Annotated in this window: 19 protein-coding genes; 9 read left to right on the top strand and 10 right to left on the bottom strand. The window is 72.1% G+C overall.

Annotated elements, in window-relative coordinates; all coding sequences use genetic code 11:
- Positions 1-53 precede the first annotated feature (53 nt).
- The 8 genes from ABH920_RS44830 (at position 54) to ABH920_RS44795 (ending at position 7,599) form a co-directional block, all read left to right on the top strand.
- Positions 54-956 (top strand): LysR family transcriptional regulator, encoded by a 903-nt coding sequence (locus ABH920_RS44830; RefSeq protein ID WP_370355453.1) that lies wholly within the window; start codon positions 54-56, stop codon positions 954-956.
- A gap of 104 nt (positions 957-1,060) precedes the next feature.
- Positions 1,061-2,131 (top strand): tartrate dehydrogenase, encoded by a 1,071-nt coding sequence (locus tag ABH920_RS44825; RefSeq protein WP_370355452.1) that lies wholly within the window; start codon positions 1,061-1,063, stop codon positions 2,129-2,131.
- Positions 2,132-2,403: 272 nt separating this feature from the next.
- Positions 2,404-2,949 carry an RNA polymerase sigma factor gene (locus ABH920_RS44820; protein ID WP_370355451.1) on the top strand — a complete coding sequence of 182 codons (546 nt, stop codon included), beginning with the start codon at positions 2,404-2,406 and terminating at the stop codon, positions 2,947-2,949.
- Positions 2,946-3,836: a zf-HC2 domain-containing protein gene (locus tag ABH920_RS44815; RefSeq protein ID WP_370355450.1), complete on the top strand. Its 891-nt coding sequence runs from the start codon at positions 2,946-2,948 to the stop codon at positions 3,834-3,836. Before ABH920_RS44820 ends, ABH920_RS44815 begins: the two co-directional genes overlap by 4 nt.
- Positions 3,833-4,702, top strand: coding sequence for an ABC transporter ATP-binding protein (locus ABH920_RS44810; protein ID WP_370355449.1), 870 nt, complete (start codon positions 3,833-3,835; stop codon positions 4,700-4,702). Before ABH920_RS44815 ends, ABH920_RS44810 begins: the two co-directional genes overlap by 4 nt.
- Positions 4,699-6,324, top strand: coding sequence for a hypothetical protein (locus ABH920_RS44805; protein WP_370355448.1), 1,626 nt, complete (start codon positions 4,699-4,701; stop codon positions 6,322-6,324). Before ABH920_RS44810 ends, ABH920_RS44805 begins: the two co-directional genes overlap by 4 nt.
- Positions 6,315-6,953 (top strand): hypothetical protein, encoded by a 639-nt coding sequence (locus ABH920_RS44800; RefSeq protein ID WP_370355447.1) that lies wholly within the window; start codon positions 6,315-6,317, stop codon positions 6,951-6,953. The genes ABH920_RS44805 and ABH920_RS44800 overlap by 10 nt, the downstream gene beginning before the upstream one ends.
- A 31-nt stretch (positions 6,954-6,984) precedes the next feature.
- A complete protein-coding gene (locus ABH920_RS44795) occupies positions 6,985-7,599 on the top strand; it encodes a TetR/AcrR family transcriptional regulator (protein WP_370355446.1) in 615 nt (204 codons plus the stop codon).
- Here ABH920_RS44795 and ABH920_RS44790 read toward each other — a convergent pair.
- Complete coding sequence (locus ABH920_RS44790) at positions 7,582-8,502, bottom strand: helix-turn-helix transcriptional regulator (RefSeq protein WP_370355445.1); 921 nt, start codon at positions 8,500-8,502, stop codon at positions 7,582-7,584. The two genes, ABH920_RS44795 and ABH920_RS44790, sit on opposite strands and share 18 nt — an antisense overlap.
- A gap of 113 nt (positions 8,503-8,615) precedes the next feature.
- On the opposite strand from ABH920_RS44790, the gene ABH920_RS44785 reads away from it, so the two are divergent.
- A complete protein-coding gene (locus ABH920_RS44785) occupies positions 8,616-9,596 on the top strand; it encodes an aldo/keto reductase (protein WP_370355444.1) in 981 nt (326 codons plus the stop codon).
- A 64-nt stretch (positions 9,597-9,660) separates the two neighbouring features.
- On the opposite strand, the gene ABH920_RS44780 is transcribed toward ABH920_RS44785, so the two are convergent.
- From ABH920_RS44780 to ABH920_RS44740, 9 genes are all read right to left on the bottom strand, one after another.
- Complete coding sequence (locus ABH920_RS44780; RefSeq protein WP_370355443.1) at positions 9,661-9,945, bottom strand: hypothetical protein; 285 nt, start codon at positions 9,943-9,945, stop codon at positions 9,661-9,663.
- Between the two features lie 69 nt (positions 9,946-10,014).
- Positions 10,015-11,187 (bottom strand): LLM class flavin-dependent oxidoreductase, encoded by a 1,173-nt coding sequence (locus tag ABH920_RS44775; protein ID WP_370355442.1) that lies wholly within the window; start codon positions 11,185-11,187, stop codon positions 10,015-10,017.
- Positions 11,184-12,005, bottom strand: coding sequence for an alpha/beta hydrolase (locus ABH920_RS44770; protein ID WP_370355441.1), 822 nt, complete (start codon positions 12,003-12,005; stop codon positions 11,184-11,186). The genes ABH920_RS44775 and ABH920_RS44770 overlap by 4 nt, the downstream gene beginning before the upstream one ends.
- The gene (locus tag ABH920_RS44765; RefSeq protein ID WP_370355440.1) at positions 12,002-13,168 is read right to left on the bottom strand and encodes an LLM class flavin-dependent oxidoreductase; all 1,167 of its coding nucleotides are present in this window, start codon (positions 13,166-13,168) and stop codon (positions 12,002-12,004) included. Before ABH920_RS44765 ends, ABH920_RS44770 begins: the two co-directional genes overlap by 4 nt.
- A 9-nt stretch (positions 13,169-13,177) precedes the next feature.
- Entirely contained in the window at positions 13,178-14,437 is a 1,260-nt protein-coding gene (locus ABH920_RS44760) for an acyl-CoA dehydrogenase family protein (RefSeq protein WP_370355439.1), read from the bottom strand.
- Positions 14,434-16,752, bottom strand: coding sequence for a molybdopterin-dependent oxidoreductase (locus ABH920_RS44755; RefSeq protein WP_370355438.1), 2,319 nt, complete (start codon positions 16,750-16,752; stop codon positions 14,434-14,436). The genes ABH920_RS44760 and ABH920_RS44755 overlap by 4 nt, the downstream gene beginning before the upstream one ends.
- A 44-nt stretch (positions 16,753-16,796) precedes the next feature.
- On the bottom strand, positions 16,797-17,894 hold the full coding sequence (locus ABH920_RS44750; RefSeq protein ID WP_370355437.1) for an LLM class flavin-dependent oxidoreductase: 1,098 nt from the start codon (positions 17,892-17,894) through the stop codon (positions 16,797-16,799).
- Positions 17,895-17,905: 11 nt separating this feature from the next.
- The gene (locus ABH920_RS44745) at positions 17,906-18,811 is read right to left on the bottom strand and encodes an ABC transporter ATP-binding protein (RefSeq protein WP_370355436.1); all 906 of its coding nucleotides are present in this window, start codon (positions 18,809-18,811) and stop codon (positions 17,906-17,908) included.
- Positions 18,808-19,608 (bottom strand): ABC transporter ATP-binding protein, encoded by an 801-nt coding sequence (locus ABH920_RS44740; RefSeq protein ID WP_370355464.1) that lies wholly within the window; start codon positions 19,606-19,608, stop codon positions 18,808-18,810. The genes ABH920_RS44745 and ABH920_RS44740 overlap by 4 nt, the downstream gene beginning before the upstream one ends.
- Between the last annotated feature and the right edge of the window lie 3 nt (positions 19,609-19,611).

The following is a 19,611-nucleotide window of genomic DNA, read 5'->3' as shown; positions in this document are numbered from 1 at the left end:
TTCGGGACCGGCGTCGTCGGCGAGGTCATGAGCGGGGTGGAGGGCGGTGCGAGATGGACGTCCGGCAGCTGGAGTACTTCCTGGCGATCGTGGATTCCGGCGGCTTCAGCCGGGCCGCCACCGCGCTGTACGTGTCCCAGCCGTCGCTGTCGCAGGCCATGCAGGCCCTGGAGCGCGACCTGGGCAGCGACCTGTTCCACCGGATCGGCCGGCGCGCGGTCCTCACCGAGGCCGGCACCGCGCTGATCGAGCCGGCCCGGGCCGCGGTGCGCAGCCTGGAGCTGGCGCGGGCCAGCGTGGGCACGGTGCAGGCGCTGCGCGGCGGCGCGCTGGACATCGCGGCGATGCCCTCGCAGGCCGTGGAGCCGCTGAGCACGCTCATCCAGCGCTTCGCCGTCCGGTATCCCGACGTCGTGGTGCGGATCCGGGCCGCGTTCACCCCGCGCGACGTGGTGGAACTGGTCCGCACCGGGGCCTGCGAGCTGGGGCTGGTGGCCACCCCCGGACCGCTGGCCGAGCGCGGCGTGGTCACGCACCGCACCTGGGAGCAGCGGTTCGTGCTGGTCACTCCGCCGGACGGGCCGTTCCCGGCCGGCGTGCCGGTGAACTGCGCGGCGCTGAGCGGGCACCGGCTGATCGTCGGACAGCGCGGCACCGGGATGCGGATGTTCGTGGACAGCCTGCGCCACCAGGGGATCGAGGTCGGCATCGCGGTGGAGAGCGAGCACCGGGTCTCCATCCTGCCGCTGGTGCTGGACGGGGTCGGGTTCGCGGTGGTCACCGAGGCCTGGCGGGAGCTGGCCGAGCGGACCGGGGCGCTGGTGCTCGACCTGGAGCCGCGGGCCGCGCTGCACGTCGCGCTGGTCAGCCGGACCGCCGAGCTGACCCCGGCGGCGCGTGCCTGCCTGGAGCTGGCGGCGGCCACGCACGAGGCGGCGCCCCGCGACAGCCGGTAGGTCCCGTGGGCCGAATCCACGGACCCAACCGATAGGCCTCACCTATCAGGAGCATCGCCGATCGGTCTTGGACGCCCTCTCCGGGGCGTTGATGCAATCAGCCCATGACGAAACACCGCATCGCGCTGATCCCGGGCGACGGCATCGGGACCGAGGTCGTGCCCGCCGCACGCCGGGTCCTGGCGGCCGTCGGGGCCCGCCACGGCCTGGCCTGGGAGTTCACCGAGTTCGACTGGTCCTGCCGCCGCTACCTGCACCAGGGGGCGATGATGCCGGAGGACGGGCTGGAGCGGCTGCGCGAGCACGACGCGGTCCTGCTGGGCGCGGTCGGCTACCCCGGGGTGCCGGACCACGTCTCGCTGTGGGGCCTGCTGATCCCGATCCGGCGCGGGTTCCAGCAGTACGTGAACCTGCGGCCGATCAAGGTGTTCGAGGGCGTCCCGTCCCCGGTGCGCGGCGCGCTGCCCGGCGAGGTCGACTTCGTGGTGGTGCGGGAGAACGTCGAGGGCGAGTACAGCGAGATCGGCGGCCGGATGAACCGCGGGTTCCCCGAGGAGCTGGCGGTGCAGGAGGCGGTGTTCACCCGCGCCGGGGTGACCCGCGTCGTGGACTACGCCTTCGACCTGGCCGGGCGCCGCCGGGGCCGGCTGACCTCGGCGACGAAGTCCAACGGCATCGTGCACACGATGCCGTTCTGGGACGAGCTGGTCGCCGAGCGCGCGGCCCGGCACCCGGCCGTGAGCTGGGACCAGGAGCACATCGACGCCCTGGCCGCCAAGCTGGTCCTGGACCCGGCGCGCTTCGACGTGGTGGTCGGCAGCAACCTGTTCGGCGACATCCTCAGCGACCTGGCCGCCGCGGTGGCCGGCAGCATCGGCATCGCGCCCTCGGCGAACCTCAACCCGGAGCGCGCGTACCCGTCGATGTTCGAACCCGTCCACGGCTCGGCCCCCGACATCGCCGGGCGCGGCATCGCCAACCCGGTCGGCGCGATCTGGTCCGCGGCGATGATGCTGGAGCATCTGGGACACCCGGACGCCGCCGAGGACGTCACCGACGCCATCGCCGCGGCGCTCGCCGACGGGAAGGTGCTCACGCCGGACCTCGGCGGCTCGGCCGGGACCAAGGAGGTCACCGAACGCGTGGTGGAGCTGGTGGAGACTGCGGCAGGATAACCGCGAGCGACCGCCTGGCCGCAGCCACAGCTGTAGCCACGAGGGCCTACCGAACCGAAAACAGCCAGCCGCGAACACCGGCCGAGCCACGAGCACTTGCCGAGCCACGAGCACGTGCCGAGCCACGAGCCCCGAGCCGCGAGCGCCGATCGGCCGATCCCCGTGCCTCCTCTTCCGCCTGGTCCGAGGGCTCGCCCGCGACCGCGCCGGAGGCCGCCGAAAGGACCGGCCCGAGCGTGAACCGTTCGCGGCGCCCGATCCGATGAAGGGGCGTGAGTGCGGTCAGCGACGTCGAGTTGCTCGGAGCGATCGCGGCGGGCGACCGCCGCGCCTTCGAGACGTTCTACCGGCGGCACGCGAGTTGGCTGACGCTGCGGCTGCGGTATCGCTGCCCGGACAGCTCCCTGGTCGACGACGTCGTCCAGGAGACGTTCCTGGCGATCTGGAGCGGTTCGGCGCGGTTCCGCGACGAGCAGGCGTCCGCCGACGTCGCGGGGTGGCTGTGGCGGATCGGCTCGCGCCGCCTGATCGACGCGCTGCGCGCGCACGGCGCCCGGCAGCGCCTGGCGCGGATGCTCACGCTCGGCCGCTGGCGTGAGGAGCCGTCGGCCGAGCACGAGCTCCTGCTCGGCATCGAACACGGCGACCTCGGCGGCGCGCTCGCCCGGCTCTCGCCCGAACTGCGCGCGGTCCTCCAGGCCACGGTGCTGGACGGGCTGACCACCCGCGAGGCGGCCGTCCTGCTGGAGATCCCGGTCGGCACGGTCAAGACCCGGGCGATGAGAGCCCGTCGGCAACTGCGTCAGGAGCTGGCATGACCCAGGGTTCGGAGGCCGTCGTGGATCCCGGCGAGTGGCATGTGGCGAACGAGGAGTTGCGGCACTACGCCGCCGGCGAGTGCACGCCGCCGTCGCTGTGGTCGACCGAAGCGCATCTCACCGCCTGTCAGACGTGCCGGCTCCGGCTCGCCGAGCTGGCCGATCCCGCGCAGCTCGCGGACGGCTGGTCACGCCTGGACGCCGCGCTGGACGCGCCGGTGCCCGGCCGGCTGGAGCGGTTGCTGGTGCGCGTAGGAGTTCCCGAGGCCACGGCCAGGCTGCTCGCCGTGACGCCGGTGCTCCGGCTGTCCTGGTTCGCGTCCATCGCCGTGGTCCTCGTGGTGAGCACGGCGTCGGCGCATCTGGCGAAGGCGGTGTCCACCCCGATCGTGTTCCTCGCGCTGGCCCCGCTGCTCCCGCTGGCCGGCGTCGCGGTGTCCTTCGGTCCGCGCGTCGATCCCTCCTACGAGCTCGCGGTGGTGGCGCCGCTGCAGACCTTCCGGCTCTTGTTGTTGCGGTGTGCGGTCGTGCTCTCCACCACCAGTTTGCTCAGTTTCGCGGCCGCCCTGGCTCTGCCGGATTACGGACTGGTGGCCCTGGGCTGGGTCCTGCCTTCCCTCACCCTCACGCTGCTCAGCCTGGCGCTGACCCCACGGCTCGGACCGCTCACCGCCGTCGCCGTGGTCACCGCGGGCTGGATCGCCCTGCTGGCGGTCACCGTTCATCCGCACACCGGCAGATCCGTCGTGTTCGCGCTCGGCGGCCAGTTGGCCATGACGGCCGTGGGCCTGTCGGCCGCCGTCGTCCTGCCGCGTCTGCGGTCCCGCTTCGAGTCCGACCGCCACCCCGACCTCGTCGCGCGCCGCGTCACCAGGAGGACTCCATGACCGCCCCCACCATCGCCGCGCGTGCTCTGACGCTGCGGTACGCGCGGACGCTGGCGCTGGACGACGTGTCGCTGACCATGCACGACGGGGTCACCGGGCTGCTCGGCCCCAACGGCGCGGGCAAGACCACGCTGCTGCGGATCGTGGCGACGGCGATGACGCCGGACCGGGGCGAGCTGACCGTCCTCGGCCACGATCCGCACAGCCCGGCCGGCCGGCTCGCGGTGCGCCGCCGCCTCGGTTATCTGCCTCAGAGCCCGGGTTTCCATCCGAACTTCACGGCGTTCGCGTTCGTGGACTACGTGGCGATCCTGAAGGAGCAGACGAATCGCGGGCGACGCCACGAGGAAGTGCGCAGGGTTCTCGCCGTGGTCGGGCTGGACGCTCACCGCGGGAAGAAAATCAAGGCTCTGTCAGGCGGGATGCGGCAGCGGGTCGCGCTGGCGGCGGCGCTGGTCGGCGATCCGGACCTGCTGGTCCTCGACGAACCGACGGTGGGACTGGACCCCGAGCAGCGGCTGAGGTTCCGCGAGCTGATCGCCGAGCTCGGCGAGCGGCGCACGGTCCTGCTCTCCACGCACCAGACCGAGGACGTGATGACGCTCTGCCGGAAGGTGGTCGTCCTGGACCGGGGCCGGATCCTGTTCGAAGGAACCCCGACGGACCTCGCCGACCTGGCGCGGGGCCGGGTCTGGACGAGTTCGGCGCGCGAGCCGGGAGCACTGGCCGCGTGGCGTACCGGCACCGGTTCGTATCGCAACGTCGGCAACCCTCCGGGCGGCGCGCAGCTGATCGAACCGACGCTCGAAGACGGGTACCTGATGCTGATCGAGCGTCCCGGTTCGGCCGACGAGGTGTCACTGTGACGCAGACACTTCCCCTCCCCGCCCGGCCCACTCCATCACCCGCCGAGCCATCGGCGTCGGATCGTGCGGCGCGGCGCAAGGCTCTGATATGCCTGAGCCGTTTCGAGTCCGCGCGGCTGATCCGTCACCCGGGCACCGTTCTGGCGCTGGTTGTTCTCGTCGTCGTGCTCTACGCGGTCACGGACGATCGCACGGCGCGCTTCCCGATCCTCCAGGACACCGACCAGTTGGCCCAGATGCCGGTAGCCCTGCTGCTCGGCGGGACTGCGTTGATCCAGGGCAATCTGGCCGTGCTGCGGTCCCATCGGCACGGGACGGCCGGGGCCCTCGACGTCCTGGTCCTGCCGACGCGGTGGCGTACCGCCGCACATCTGGTCGCGGTACTGCCGTTGGCGATGGTGGCGGCGCTGATCGTCGCGGTGCACATCGTCTATCTCGCCACGCGCCCCGGGGCAGTCGGCTCGGTGAGCCTCTACGAGCTCGCGACCGGACCGGTGGTGGTGTTGCTCTTCGGCGCCGTCGGCGTCCTTCTCGGCCGCGTCACGCGCTCGGTCGTGGTCGGACCGCTGCTGATGGTGGTGCTCACCGCCGTCGCGTTGCTGACGGTGTCTCTGATCGCGCCGGGTTCCAGGAAGCCCGACTGGTTCCTCCCCTTCACTCCCACGTCGGGAGGCGATCCGCTGTACGGAACGGCGTCGCTTCCGGTGGATCTGATGACCAGGCCGGCCGGTCGTCACCTGGTCTATCTCCTGGGCCTGCTCGCTCTGATCACGACGGCGGCCCTGATGCGCGGCGGGCGGAAGCGCGGTCTGCTTGTGGCCGGTGCCGCGGGACTCGCGGTCACCGTCGCTGCCGGAGTGGCACAGACGCTCCCGCCTGATGCGTCGATCGTGGCGGCCCGATCCGCTGCCACCACGCAGCCGTCCTCACAGCAGCGGTGTCAGCACATTGAGAACATTACCTATTGCGCGTTTCCAGGGTTCTCTCCGTGGGTCACCGACTGGAACGCCGTTGTGCGCGGAGTGCTGCAGCGGGTTCCCGACCAGATGGCGGTGCAGCCACTGGCCGTACGGCAACGGATCATCGCCCCGGATGCGGCCTCACAGAACACGAGCAGCGGGGGCGCGCCGCCGGCACCGGTGGCGCAGTGGCACGCGGACGACGTCGCCGCCGGCACCCCCGACGCGCTCACGGCCGGCACCTGGTGGGGAGACGGCTGGTCGGAGACCGGGCTGGCCGGGCGCGTGGCCTACGAGGTGATCAGCCGGGCCGGACCGGGCGTGAGCGGCGAGCTGTGTCAGAGCCGCGGCGTGCTGGTCGGGTGGCTCGCGGCCCAGGCGACGGCCGGGACGAAGGCCGGCCTGCGCACGATGACCGACGGCAGTGGCGCCGGCGTCGCCTTCGCCGAGGCCGGGTTCGGCGGCGGTCTCTACCTCCCGGCGCGGGAGCTGGCGATGGTGTGGACGCTGCTGGATCAGCCTGCTGACAAGGTGGGCGAGCTCGTCCTTCAGCACTGGGACGAGCTGTCGGCGCGCACCACGACGATCGAACAGGCCGCAGCGCTTCTCGGAGTACCCGCGCCCCCGGACCAGGCTTCGGAAGGCGAGCAGCAATGCCTGTGACCGTGCGCGTCGCAGCCGCTCTGCTGCGCCCGACCGTGCGCGCCACGCACTGGGGACCGTTCGTCGCCACCACCGCCACGGGTCTGACGATCGTGTGCGTGCCCGCCGCGTTGACCGACCGGATGCTGCCCGGAACGCTGGTGACTCTGCTGCGGCTGGCGGCGGTCTGCGCCGCGCTCGGCGCGACGTTCCTGCTGGACGATCCGTCCGCGCCGACGACGGCGACCGTCGCCACGTCGCGCCTGGTGCGTCAACTGGTCCGGGCGGTGGTGGTGCTTCCAGCGCTGGCGATGTCGGTGTGCATCGCCTGGGCGATCGCCTCCGCGCTGCACAGCTCCGGAATTCCGGACCCGCTCGGGACTCTGGGCATCGAGGCGGCAGCGCTTTACGCCACGGCACTGGCTATCGCCGCAGCTCGACTGCGCAGCTCGCTCGACGGCGTCGCCGGGCCGTTCGCCGTCGCCGTCTTTCTGCTCGCGATCGGCGTCGCGATCCTGCTCCCGGAGAGCATCACACTGTTCCCGTCGCCGAACGACCCCCGGTGGCATCAGGTACACGTCCAATGGACGGCCATCCTCGGCATCGCAGCACTCGGATATCTGTGGGCTGCGTCGGATCACGTCCGCTGAATCCACTGAACAGGAAAGGAGCTGGAGCATCATGGCCGCTGCTCGGGAGTATCAACGCAAGGGCGAGGAAGTCCTCGTCGCCGCAGAGGAGCTGTTCTTACGGCACGGCTACACCGACACGACCATGCAGGCCGTGGCGGTGCACGCCGGCGTCGCGAAGGCGACCGTCTACAGCAACTTCCCGACCAAGGACGCCCTGTTCGAGGCGGTCGTCGCCCGCCGCGCCGAGGTCAACGGCACGAGCGTCGAGCACATCGACCTGGAGTCCCGCGACGCACGCGCGACCCTGGTCGAGCTGGCCGCCTGCTTCCTGTCGGTCATCTACTCGCGCGAGCAACTGGAGCTCCTGCGCACCGTGGTCGCCGACGCCCGCCGCCTCCCGCACCTGGGAGCGCTGGTCGTCGAGGGCGCGGGGCAGGAGACACGCGAAACGATCCACGAGTACTTCTCCCGCCTCGATGCATGGGGCGAGCTCGAAGTGAGCGACCTGGACATGGCGGTCGAGTACTTCCTGGCGATCATCAAGGCCGACCGGCATGTGAAGCTGCTGCTGAGCCAGGACGTGGACATCACCCCGGAGGCCATCCGCGCGATCGCCGAGGGCGCGGTGGACATCTTTCTGGGCGGGTCACGGCCGCGCAGGTGACCCCGTCGGCTCCGTCGGCTCCGTCGCGGCCCAGCTGGCCAGCAGGTTCAGGGCGTCGAACGAGGGGGTCGCGGGCTCGGCGGTGTAGGCCATGATGGTCAGCCCGGTGTCGGCGGGGAGCTCCAGAGCCTCGTAGGCGAGGGTGAGGTCGCCGACGACCGGGTGATGGATACGTTTGACGCCCGTGCGGTGCACGAGGACGTTGTGGGCGGCCCAGGCGGTGCGGAAGTGGTCGCTGCGCGTGGACAGCTCGCCGACCAGCTCCGTCAGGGGTTTGTCGTGCGGGTCCCGTCCGGCTTCGGCGCGCAGGATCGCGACGGTGCCGGCGGCCATGCGCTCCCAGTCGAGGTAGTAGTCGAGGGCCGCGGGGTCCAGGAACATGAAGCGTGCCACGTTGGGCGGTCGGCGCGGGGTGGTGCTGGTCGGGGTGGTACTGGTCGGAGTCGCGAGGATCGGGGCGAGCAGTGCTTCGCCGAGCCGGTTCGCGGCCAGGATATCCAGGCGGCGGTTGCGCACGTAGGCCGGGGCCGTGGACATGGAGTCCAGGATGCGCTGGACGGTGGGGCGCACGGCGGGCTTGGGGGTGCGGGCGGGGGTCCGCGTGCCGGTGTTGACGGCTTCGGCCAGGTGGAACAGATGCGCACGTTCGGCCTCGTCGAGGTGCAGGGCACGAGCGAGGGCTTCCAGGACGCTGTCGGAGACGCCGCGGGCGTTGCCGCGTTCGAGCTTGATGTAGTAGTCGGCGCTGACGCCGGCCAGCAACGCGACCTCCTCGCGGCGCAGGCCGGCGACCCGGCGGCTGCCGTGGCCGCCGGCGCCGGTGCCGGTCAGGCCGGCCTTCTCCGGGGTGATCCTGGCGCGGCGGGAGGTGAGGAAGTCGCGGAACTCGGTGCGGGCGTCCATGCCTCCAACGGTACGGCCGTTTCGGTGCGCGTGAGGGGGTCTGGCAGTACCTGCAACACCAGGAACTCCCTGGTCGGAGGCCGGAGGCGGCTGTCCGTGCCAGGCTGGGAGCCATGGAGTACACACGACTCGGAACCTCGGGCCTCAAGATCAGCCGGATCGGCCTGGGCTGCATGAGTTTCGGCGACCCGACCAAGAGACTGACCTGGGTCCTGGACGACGACGCGGCCGAACCGATCTTCCGCCAGGCCGTCGAGCTGGGCATCACGTTCTGGGACACCGCGAACATCTACGGCCTCGGCACCTCCGAGGAGATCGTCGGCCGGGCACTGCGCGAGTACACGCGGCGCGAGGACGTCGTCCTGGCGACCAAGCTGTGGGCGCCGATGCACGAGGGCCCGGGCGGCGCGGGCCTGTCCCGCAAGGCGGTCATGGAGCAGATCGACGCCTCGCTCCAGCGCCTGGGCACCGACTACGTCGACCTCTACCAGATCCATCGCTTCGACCCGGAAACCCCGATCGAGGAGACGATGGAGGCGCTGCACGACGTGGTCAAGGCAGGCAAGGTGCGCTACATCGGCGCCTCGTCCATGTGGGCCTGGCAGTTCGCCGCCATGCAGCACGCCGCGCGGTCCCACGGATGGACCAGCTTCATCTCCATGCAGGACCAGTACAGCCTGATCCACCGCGAAGAGGAACGCGAGATGTTCGGCCTCCTCGCCCACGAGGGCGTCGGAAGCATTCCGTGGAGCCCGCTGGCCGGCGGCCGGGTCACGCGCCCCTGGGGCGAAGGCTCCACGCAGCGCGCGGAGGTCGGCCCGACCACCGACGCGTATGGCAGGCCCCTGTTCCTCGACAGCGACCGGGCCGTCGTCGAAGCCGTCCAGCGCATCGCCGAGTCCCGCGACGTCCCGATGGCGCAGGTGGCGATGGCCTGGGTGCTGAAGAACCCGGTCGTCTCCGCCCCGATCGTGGGCGCGACCAAGCCGCACCACCTCGCCGACGCCGTCGCGGCGCTCGACCTCGAGCTCACCACCGAGGAGATCGACTCGCTGGAATCGCCCTACGTCCCGCGGCTGCCGACGTTCTTCTGACGCACGTCGCTCGAGTGGCGCCCCGGGCCTTCGGCCCGGAGCGCCCAGCAAAGCTCAGCGTGCATCAGAGCCCGTACTCGATGGCGGTCGCGCCCGGCGAGGCGACGCCGTACTCGATCGCGGTCGCGTCCGGCGACGCGGCGGCGTACTCGATCGCGGTCGCGTCCGGCGACACGGCGGCGTACTCGATCGCGCTGGCGGCCGGGGACACTCCGGCGGCGTACTCGACGGCCGTCGGGTTCGGCGAAACGACGCCGTGCTCGGCCGCGCTGGAGGGGGCGGCGGTCATGACTACCGCGATGCCGGTGGCAGCGGCCAGTCCGCCGAGCCGCTTGTAGACAGGTTTCATCGGTCTCTCCTATCGGGATTCAGATGGCCCTCACTACGACGGTAGCCCACTCGGCGCATCAGGGCTCTGCTATTGCAGCGGAGCCAGCAGGCCCCGGCGGCGCAGCAGTGGCAGCACGCCCTCCCCAACGTGGTAGGCCTCTTCGAGGTGCGGCTGGCCGGACAGGATGAAGTGCTCCACGCCGAGCCGGTGGTACTCCTCGATGCGGTCCGCGACCTGCTCGTGGCTGCCGACCAGGGCGGTGCCGGCGTGCCGGCGGAGCAGGCCGAAGCCGGCCCAGACGTTGGGATACACCTCCAGCCGGTCGGTTCGGCCGCCGTGCAGCGCGGCCATGCGTTGCTGGCCGACGGAGACCGAGTCGCGGAACTTCTTCTGGGCGACACCGATCGCGGCCTCGTCCATGCCGGCCAGCAGCCGGTCGGCCTCCCGCCACGCCTCGGCCGCGGTGTCCCTGCTGATGACGTGGAACCGCACGCCGAAGCGGACTCGGCGGCGAGGGTTCGTGCCCGCCGCCGCCTGCTCCCGCTCCTGCTCCCGCACCCGGTCCAGTTGCTCGGTCAGCTGTGCCGGAGGCTCGCCCCACGCCAGGTGCACGTCGGCATGCCGGGCCGACACCGCTGCCGCCGCGACCGAGGCGCCGCCGAGGAAGATCTCCGGCTGCGGCTCCGGGGCCCGGCCGACCGTGGCCCCGGCGACCCGGTAGTGCTCGCCGTCGAGGTCGTAGGGCTCTGGCGACCACGCGCCTCGCAGAACGCTGAGAAACTCGGCGGTACGCGCGTAGCGCCGATCGTGGTCGAGCCAGTCGCCGAACCGCCGCTGCTCCTGGTCGTCGCCGCCGGTGACGACGTTCACCATGAGCCTGCCACCGGACATCCGCTGATACGTCGCGGCCATCTGAGCGGCCAGCGTCGGCGAGACCGAATCCGGCCGGAACGCCACGATGAACTTCAACCGCCTCGTCACCTGCGTGAGCGCCGCAGTGGTGACCCACGCGTCCTCGCACCACGTCCCGGTCGGAGTGAGCACGGCCTCGAACCCGACGCGCTCGGCCGCCCGCGCGACGTCGGCCAGGTAGTCCAGGTCCGGCGGCCGTCCCACCGCCCGCGGATCGTCCGTCGCAGTACCCGAGTGCACCCAGCCGATCACCTCGCGGCCGTCGCCGGAGGTGGGCAGGAACCAGTGGGCCCTGATCGGCCCCGGCTCAAGCTCCAGCCCGCCTCCGGCGACATCAGGCTCTGTCATCGCGCCAACGCGAGATTCTGTCGGCTCTCCACGCTGATGAGCGGAACCAGCGCGGGTCCGCCGCGCAGCCGTTCCAGCCACTGCACAACTTGGGCCGCGACGCTCCGGTGCATGATGTCGTTCAGGACGTCATGCCGACCGTCCGCGGTCACCGCCAGCTCGGCCTGGGGAAGCCGGGCCGCGACGCCGCGAACGGTGTCAACGGGAGCAACGACATCGGCCCCGCCGTGCAGCAGCAACACCGGGACCGCCACGTCTTCGAGCCGAGCCCCGGAGAGAACCACCGCGAGATGCGCCGGGACCGGATCGGACAGACCGCCCCGGGCGAAGTCGGCGTCGGCGCTGAGCCGGGCCTGGTGAGTGGGGCAGCTTGTGCGCGCGGCGAGTTCGTCGTCCCAGGCGGTCTCATCCTCGTTCGCGGGCAGAGCCGGGCCACCGGCATCAGAGTCGGGCAGCCCGACAAGCAGCAGTCCGTCAACCTTCACGCCGCCGAGCTCGGCCAACACCAGGGCCAGGGCTTGCAACGCCCCGGTGTCCGAACCGGCCAGTACGACCGGCACGCCAGGACTCGCACCCGCGACCAGCTCCCCGACCGAGTACGAGACCGCTCCGAGGTCGTCATCCGCTGAGCTGCCGAGCGCGTGCACCACATACGCGTCCTGAGCCAGCCGCCGACCGAAGCGTTCGTAGACACCGCCGTGCTCGCCTCGACCGGGGAGCAGGATCACCGTCCCCCGCACCAAGGGTCCGTCCGGCGCCGGCTCCCAGGTGTGCGTCGAGGTGTGCGTCGAGCTATGCGTCGACTCCGCGGCCGTCACAGGTTCGCTCCGGCACTCGCGCCGACCAGCGCACCGGTGTCGGCGCCAGTCTCGGCACCGATACCAGCACCAGCGTCCCGCCGCGCCACTTCCTCACGCACCAGCGGAAGCAGATGCCGCCCGTAGTCGATCGCGTCGTCCAACGGGTCGTACCCCCGGATCAGAATCGTCGTGACCCCGATGTCGACGTAGTCCAGCAGCGCCTGCGCGACCGTCTCCGGCGTCCCGACCAGCGCGGTCGAGTTCCCGCCCGCCCCGGTGGCCTTGGCCGGCGCCGTCCACAGCGCGCGGTCGTGCCGGTCGGCCTTCGCCGCCGCCGCCAACAGCCGCTGCGACCCGGCGTTCTCCGGCTGCGTCCCCGGACCGCCCCACCCGCGCCGCTTCTTCGACCAGAACGCCGTCCCACCCCCGTTGGTGATCGTGTCCAGGATCCGCTCGGCCCGCTCCCAGGCCAGCTCCTCGGTCGCGCCGAGGATCGGCCGGAAGGACACCGAGATCCCCGGCACGTCGGTCCGACCCGCCGCAACCGCCGCCGCACGCACCGACGCGATCTGCTCAGCCGTCTCCGCCAGCGGCTCGCCCCACAGCGCGAAGGTGTCCGCGTGCCGCCCGCCGACCCGGTACGCCGCCTCCGAAGAGCCGCCGAAGTACAGCGGGATCCGGCCCACCGGCTTGACGTCCGCGTAGTGGTCCTCGAACCGGTAGAAGCGGCCCTCGTGGCTGAACGGCTCCTCGGACTCCCAGGTCTGTCGCAGGATGCCGAGATACTCGTCGGTGCGCTCGTACCGCTCGTCCTTGGTCAGGTAGTCCCCGTCCCGGCGCTGCTCGGCGTCGTTGCCGCCGGTGATGGTGTGCACGGCGACCCGGCCGCCGGTGAACTGGTCCAGGGTGGCGAACTGCCGGGCGGCCAGTGTCGGGGCGACAAACCCGGGCCGGTGCGCGACCAGCACGCCCAGCCGCTCGGTGTGCGCGGCCGCGTACGCCGCGACCTGGGCGCCCTCGGGGAAGCCGGAGCCGTAGCCGATCAGGATCCGGTCGAAGCCGGCGTCCTCGTGCGCGCGGGCGAACCTGCGGGTGAACGCCGGATCCACGACCGGTCCGTCGCCGCGGAAGGTCTCGGAGGCGTGCTTGGTGGCGATCATGCCGATGAACTCGACGGGCATCGTGGTTTCCTAACCGTGGTGGGTGGTGCCGGGGCTGAGCCGGTGGCGGGCGAGCGCGGCCTGGCCGGCCGCCGAGATGACGGAGTCGTCCTGCGGGGTGTGCACCCGGGCACACAAGACGTCCCGCAGGTGTCGTTGGAGCGGGTTGTGGCGGGTCAGGGCGTTGTTGCCGACGAGCGCGACGGCGCGTTCCACGGCGTCGATCGCGGCCCGGGTGCCGATGAGCTTGGCGGCGGCGGAGTGCTCGCCGGCCTGCGCGTCGCCGTCGTCGAACCGCCGCGCGAGTCCGGCGACCAGGTCGACGGCGGCGGTGAGCTCGACGTCGATCTCCCCCACCGCGTCCTGGAAGCGCGGCAGCGAAGCCAGCGGCCGGCCCAGCGCCGAGGGCGTCCGCTCGTGCAGGAAGCCGATCAGCCACTCCCGCGCGGCTTCGGCGACCCCGAGGTACAGGGCCGTCAGACCGAGGTTGTTCCAGGCCGCCAGCGACGGATCGCGCCGCGGGTCGGTCGCGGACGGGTCGACGAGCCCGGCGGTCGCGTCCAGCGGGACCCGGACGCCGTCGAGCAGCACGTCGTCGCTGCGGCTGGCACGCAGGCCCAGATGGTCCCAGGTCGACTCGATGCTCAGGCCGGGCGTACCCGTCACCGGATCGGCGCGCACCAGGAACGAGCCGACCCGCGTCGGCTCCTCGTCGGTCCGAGCCCACACCGCCAGCCAGCGCAGGCCGATCGCGCCGGTCGAGAAGATCTTGCGTCCGGTCAGCTCCCACGCCTGTCCGCCGACGGCGCGGGCCACCGTCGCCGGCAGACCGCCGCGCGCCGGAGTCCCCAGGTCGGGCTCCACTCTCAGGGCATTGACGAGCGAGGGCCCCTCGACCGAGTCCGCGAGCAGCTGGTCGTAGTAGTGCGCGGGCCAGGACCCGGTCCGCGCCTGAGCGGCATGGGTGAACAGCGTCATGGCGGTGACCAGCGCGACCGAGGGGTCGGCGGAGCCCAGGACGCGCAGGATCTCGACGGTTCCGGCCAATCCGGTGCCGGGCCCGCCGTGCCGTTCGGCGACGGTGGCGGTCAACAGGCCCGCGGAGTGGACCTCGGCCACGCCCTCGAAGGCGAAGGATCCTTCCCGGTCATGTTCCTCCGCGTGCTCGGCGAGGCGTTCGGCGGCCAGCGCCAGCGACTGCGGAGTGGGGCTCGGCAACAGGAAGCGGGTCGGAGTCTCAGCGTTCGCCGAAATCGGAGTCTCAGTGTTCACCGAAGTCTGTGTGCTCACAGGTCTTCCTTCCGGAGCAGAGGGGGCGGGGCGGTGACGGTGACCGGCGGCACGGGGCCGGTGCAGCGTTCCAGTTCGACGAGGGCGTGCTGCCCGGTGCATCCCTGGGACAGTCGCGAGCTGGGAACGTCGGCGGTGAGCACGTTGGGATTGCCGTGCACGCACAGCACCCGGCCGTCCGCAGCGACGAGCGGGTCGAACCACGCGCCGGTGGGCAGCTGGATGACGCCGGGCCGGATGTCCTCGGTGAGGACCGCCCCGGCGAGGACCGCGCCCCGGTCGTTGAAGATGCGGACGACGTCGCCGTCCCGGATGCCGCGCGACTCAGCATCCTGCGGATGCAGACGGACGGCCTCCCGTCCGGCCACCTTCGCCGCCACGCTGACCGCGCCGACGTCGAGCTGGCTGTGCAGCCTGGTCGAGGGCTGATTCGCGATGAGGTGCAACGGATACCGGGCCGCGTCGGCGGCGCCCGGCCACTCGTCGGGTTCGAGCCAGACCGGATGTCCGGGGCAGTCGGGATATCCGAACCCTGCGACGGTCGCCGAGGTGATCTCGATCCGACCGCTCGGCGTGCGCAGCGGCGAGCCTTCGGGATCGGCGCGGAACGCCTCGAACAGCGTGAACCGGCGCGGTCCGGTCGGCAGTTCGTACTCGCCGGCGGCCCAGAACTCCGCGAAATCAGGCACCTGGTTCCCGGCGCGGCGGAACTCGACGCTCCATTCCGTGTAGAGGTGCTCGATCCACTCGCGGGCAGTGCGGCCCTCGGTGAACTCCTTCTCGAAATCCAGGCGCTGCGCCAGACCGGCCAGGATCTCGTAGTCGTCGCGCGCCTCGCCGACCGGCTCCACGGCCCGGTGCATGGCGATCAGGTGCGTGTCCCGGCGTCCGCCGCCGAGGTCCTCGCGTTCCAGGGTGGTCGTCGTCGGCAGCACGATGTCGGCGTGGCGTGCCGAGGCGGTCCAGTACGGCTCGTGGACCACGACGGTGTCGGGCCGGGCGAATGCGCGGCGCAGGCGGGAGAGGTCCTGGTGGTGGTGGAACGGGTTGCCACCGGCCCAGTACACGAGGCGGATGTCGGGATAGGTGTGGGTGGCGCCGTCGTAGGCGTAGTCGGCGCCCGGGGTCAGGAGCATGTCGGCGATCCGCGCGACCGGGATGAACGTGCCGACGGGATTGCGCCCTTGCGGCAGATACGGCAGGCGGGTCTGCGGGCCGTTGTCCCCGACGTCTCCCATCGAGCCGTAGCCGTGGCCGAAGCCGCCGCCGGGCAGGCCGATCTGGCCGAGCAGGGCCGCCAGCGCGAGTCCTGCCCAGACCGGCTGCTCGCCGTGCTGGATCCGTTGCAGCGACCAGGTGACGGTCACCAGGGTCCGCGAGGCGGCCATGCGGCGAGCCAGGGCCCTGATCCGCTCGGCGTCGATCCCGCAGATCGCGGCGGCCCAGTCGGCGTCCTTGACGACCCCGTCGGTATAGCCGTCGAGGTAGGCGGCGAAGGTCTCGGAGCCGACCGTGTATCGGTCGAGGAAGGCCTGGTCGTGAAGGCCTTCGGCAAGCAGCGTGTGGGACAGCCCGAGCATCAGCGCGACATCGGTGGCCGGAACGGGCGCGAACCAGTCGGCGTCCAGCGACGCCGGCAGATCGGCTCGCAGGGGACTGACAAGGGCGACGCCGACCCCGCGCTCGGCCAGCTGCGCCAGTGCACCGGGGGTGCCGTGGCGGGTGACGCCGCCGGGGGTGACGAAGACGTTCTTCTCGGGGATGCCGCCGAAGGCCACGATCAGTTCGGTGTTCTCGATGATGGTCGGCCAGGAGGAGCCCGCGCGCAGGACGGCGTCGGCGTCGCCGACCAGGTGCGGCAGCAGCACGAGCGAGGTGCCGAGGCTGTAGGAGTTCCGCGACGAGGTGTAGCCGCCGAAGCCGTTCAGGAACCGGTGCAGTTGGCTCTGCGCGTGGTGGAAACGCCCGGCGCTGGCCCAGCCGTAGGAGCCGCCGAACACGGCTTCGTTGCCGTGTTCGGCGCGCACCCGACGTAGTTCGGCCGCCAGCAGGTCCAGGGCCTCGTCCCAGTCGACCTCGACGAACTCCTCCAGGCCGCGCCGCTCGCTCGGACCGGGACCGTGCTCCAGCCAGCCGCGCCGCACCGCGGGCCGGGTAACGCGGGTACGGTGGCGCAGCGCGCCGGGGACGTTGCCCAACAGCGGGGACGGTGCCGGGTCGGCGGGGTGCGGCAGGACCGCGATCCCGCCGTCGGCATCGGCCTGCACGCTGTAGGCACCCCAGTGAGATGTGGTCGGGGATGTGGTTCGGGACATCGACATCAGGCTCCTGATCCGGCTGCGCGGCCGCCGTTCACCGGTCAGACCGCCGCGAGTTCGGAGGCGTCGGCCTGCTCGCGCACCAGCCGGACCAGGTTGCCGTAGTCGCGGGCGTCGGCCAGCGGCGAGAAGCCGCGGATGAGCAGGGTGCTGACACCGAGCGCGACGTAGTCCAGCAGCGACTCGGCGACCTGCTCGTAGCTGCCCACCAGCGCCGTGGAGTTCCCGGCCGCGCCGGTCTCCTTGGCGATGGCGGTCCACAGCCGCTTGTCGTGGACGTCGCCCTGCGCCGCGTACTCCAGCAGTCGCTGCGAGCCGCGCGCCGCCGCGAAGTCCTTCTTGTCCCCGCCCCAGCCCCAGGCCTTGCGCGCCTCGCCGACCTTCTCCTTGGTCAGCTCCAGGATCTCGGCGGCGCGCGTCCAGGCCTCGGACTCGGTGGCGGCCGGGATCGGGCGCAGGCTCACGCTGAAGCGGGGGTCGCGGCCGTACGGTGCGGCGGCGGCGCGGACGTCGCGGATGCGCTCGGCGATGCCGGCCAGCGGCTCGCCCCAGAAGGCGTAGACGTCGGCGTGCTTGCCGCCGACCCGGATCGCGTCCTCGGAGGCGCCGCCGAAGTAGATCGGTATCGCCCCGGGCTCCGGACGCACCGAGGACCAGCCGCCGCGGACGGTGTAGAACTCGCCCTCGAAGTCGAAGGGGTCGGCGGACTCCCATTCCTTGCGCACGATCGACAGGAACTCGTCGGTGCGGCGGTAGCGGGTCGCCTTGTCGGTCAGGTCGCCGTCGCGCGCCTGCTCGCGGTCATCCCCTCCGGTGATCGTGTGCAGGGCGATGCGGCCGGGGTGGAAGGCGTCGATGGTCGCGTACTTGCGCGCGGCGTAGGTCGGCGAGACGAAGCCGGGGCGGTGGGCCAGCAGCACGGCCAGGCGGGTGGTGTGGGTGAGGATCTGGTCGGCGACGGTGAAGCCGTCCACGGAGGCCGAGGAGTGCGCGACCAGGACGCGGTCGAACCCTGATTCCTCGTGCGCCAGGGCCAGGTCCTTGAGGTAGTCGAGCTGGACGGCCGGGCCGGAGACGGCGGCGGTCTCGGTCTCGCTGCCGGGGCGGGTGGAGGCGATGCCGATGAACTCGATGGGCATGGCGGGTTTCCTTACGCGGTGGGGGTCGGGCGGGCGGACAGGAGGTGTTCGCGGCGCAGGCGCGGCGCGGCGGCGACGAGGCGGGCCGTGTAGGCGTGCCGCGGGTCTTCGAGGACTTGGCGGACCGGTCCGTCCTCGACGATCCGGCCCTGGTGCAGGACCGCGACGCGGTCGGCGACGCCGGCCAGGGACGGCAGGTCGTGCGAGATGACCAGGACGGTCGTCGCGGTGGTGTCGCGCAGCTCGGCGAGCAGCCGCAGGACGTGGCCGCGGTTGGCCGCGTCCAGCGCGCTGACCGGCTCGTCGCAGATCAGCAGCGCGGGCTTGGTGACCAGGGAGCGGGCCAGCAGCACGCGTTGGCGCTGGCCGCCGGAGAGCCGGCCGGGGTGGCGGTCCAGGAGCGTGTCGTCCAGGCCGACGGCGCGCACCGCCTCGGCGGCACTCTCCCGGCGCTCGGCCTTGCCGCCGACACCCGCGACGGCGAGCGGTTCGCCGACGGACTCGGCGACGGTCAGCTCGGGGTCGAGGGCGCGCAGCGGATCCTGGAACACGAACTGCAGGCGCCCGGTGCGCCGGAACGCGCGCAGTTCGCGGCCGCGCAGCGCGGAGATCTCGGCGCCGTCGAATACGACGCGTCCGGAGCGGAGCGGGACCAGCCCGGCGACGGCCCGGGCCAGCGTGGTCTTGCCGGAGCCGGTCTCGCCGATGATGCCGACGATCTCGCCGGGCTGCGCGGACAGGATCGCGTCGGCCAGGACCGGCGGCGTGTGGCGGCCGCCGTAGCCGACGGTGACTTCGTCGACGGCGAGGAGGGGATGGTGGCCGGTGGTGTCGGGGGCGTCGGGGGCTGTTGCGGCCACGGTTGCGGCTGCGGTGGTGGTGGCGCTGAGGGCTGCTGTCGGCGTGCTCGTACTCATCGGCTCGCCTCCAAGAGCACGCGGGTGTGCGCGTGCCGCGGCGCGGCGACGATGTCGGCGGTCGGCCCCTGCTCGACGAGCTCGCCCCGGTACAGGACCAGGACTTCGTCGCAGACTTCTGCGACGACGGCGAGGTCGTGGGTGACCAGCAGCAGTGCGAGGCCGCGCTCTTCAGTCAGCGTGCGGAGGAGGTCCAGCACCTCGGCCTGCACCAGCGCGTCCAGCGAGCTGGTCGCCTCGTCGGCCACCAGCAGGTCGGGATCCCCGGAGATGGCGATGGCGATCAGCACCCGCTGGGCCATGCCGCCGGAGAGCTCGTGCGGGTAGCGGCGGTAGACGGTCTCGGCGTCTCGGAGCCCGACGGCGGCGAACAGTTCCAGGGCCCGGGCGCGAGCTGCGGCCCGGCCGACTCCGGTGTGGACGCGCACCGTCTCAGCGAGCTGACGCCCGACGGTGATCGACGGGTTGAGGTAGGAGGCGGGGTCCTGGAACACGATGCCGATCCGGGTGCCGCGCACGGCATCCCACTCGCGGCGGCTGAGCCCGGTCAGATCGGTGCCGCCGAGGTCGATGCGGCCCGCCGACCGCTCACAGCCCCGGGCCAGCAGGCCCAGGACTGCACGGCAGGTCAGGGTCTTGCCGCTGCCGGACTCGCCGACCAGGCCCACGGTCTGGCCGCGGCGGATCGCGAACGAGACGCCGTGCACGGCCTCGGTGCGGCCGGCGCCGACGGTGACGCGCAGGTTCTCGACGCGCAGGACTTCGGCTGCCTGCTCGGCGACGACCGGCTCACTCATAGC

Origin of the sequence: Catenulispora sp. EB89 (assembly GCF_041261445.1) — a bacterium.
GTDB lineage: Bacteria > Actinomycetota > Actinomycetes > Streptomycetales > Catenulisporaceae > Catenulispora.
The sequence above is the reverse complement of the archived record's forward strand: the minus strand, read 5'-3'. Positions and strand labels throughout refer to the sequence as shown.

Excerpts from the sequence above, each read along its gene's own strand:
- ABH920_RS44830 (WP_370355453.1), top strand. The coding sequence starts at position 54 with ATGGACGTCCGGCAGCTGGAGTACTTCCTGGCGATCGTGGATTCCGGC.
- ABH920_RS44825 (WP_370355452.1), top strand. The coding sequence starts at position 1,061 with ATGACGAAACACCGCATCGCGCTGATCCCGGGCGACGGCATCGGGACC.
- ABH920_RS44815 (WP_370355450.1), top strand. The coding sequence starts at position 2,946 with ATGACCCAGGGTTCGGAGGCCGTCGTGGATCCCGGCGAGTGGCATGTG.
- ABH920_RS44810 (WP_370355449.1), top strand. The coding sequence starts at position 3,833 with ATGACCGCCCCCACCATCGCCGCGCGTGCTCTGACGCTGCGGTACGCG.
- ABH920_RS44800 (WP_370355447.1), top strand. The coding sequence starts at position 6,315 with ATGCCTGTGACCGTGCGCGTCGCAGCCGCTCTGCTGCGCCCGACCGTG.
- ABH920_RS44795 (WP_370355446.1), top strand. The coding sequence starts at position 6,985 with ATGGCCGCTGCTCGGGAGTATCAACGCAAGGGCGAGGAAGTCCTCGTC.
- ABH920_RS44790 (WP_370355445.1), bottom strand. The coding sequence starts at position 8,502 with ATGGACGCCCGCACCGAGTTCCGCGACTTCCTCACCTCCCGCCGCGCC.
- ABH920_RS44785 (WP_370355444.1), top strand. The coding sequence starts at position 8,616 with ATGGAGTACACACGACTCGGAACCTCGGGCCTCAAGATCAGCCGGATC.
- ABH920_RS44780 (WP_370355443.1), bottom strand. The coding sequence starts at position 9,945 with ATGAAACCTGTCTACAAGCGGCTCGGCGGACTGGCCGCTGCCACCGGC.
- ABH920_RS44775 (WP_370355442.1), bottom strand. The coding sequence starts at position 11,187 with ATGACAGAGCCTGATGTCGCCGGAGGCGGGCTGGAGCTTGAGCCGGGG.
- ABH920_RS44765 (WP_370355440.1), bottom strand. The coding sequence starts at position 13,168 with ATGCCCGTCGAGTTCATCGGCATGATCGCCACCAAGCACGCCTCCGAG.
- ABH920_RS44755 (WP_370355438.1), bottom strand. The coding sequence starts at position 16,752 with ATGTCCCGAACCACATCCCCGACCACATCTCACTGGGGTGCCTACAGC.
- ABH920_RS44750 (WP_370355437.1), bottom strand. The coding sequence starts at position 17,894 with ATGCCCATCGAGTTCATCGGCATCGCCTCCACCCGCCCCGGCAGCGAG.
- ABH920_RS44745 (WP_370355436.1), bottom strand. The coding sequence starts at position 18,811 with ATGAGTACGAGCACGCCGACAGCAGCCCTCAGCGCCACCACCACCGCA.
- ABH920_RS44740 (WP_370355464.1), bottom strand. The coding sequence starts at position 19,608 with ATGAGTGAGCCGGTCGTCGCCGAGCAGGCAGCCGAAGTCCTGCGCGTC.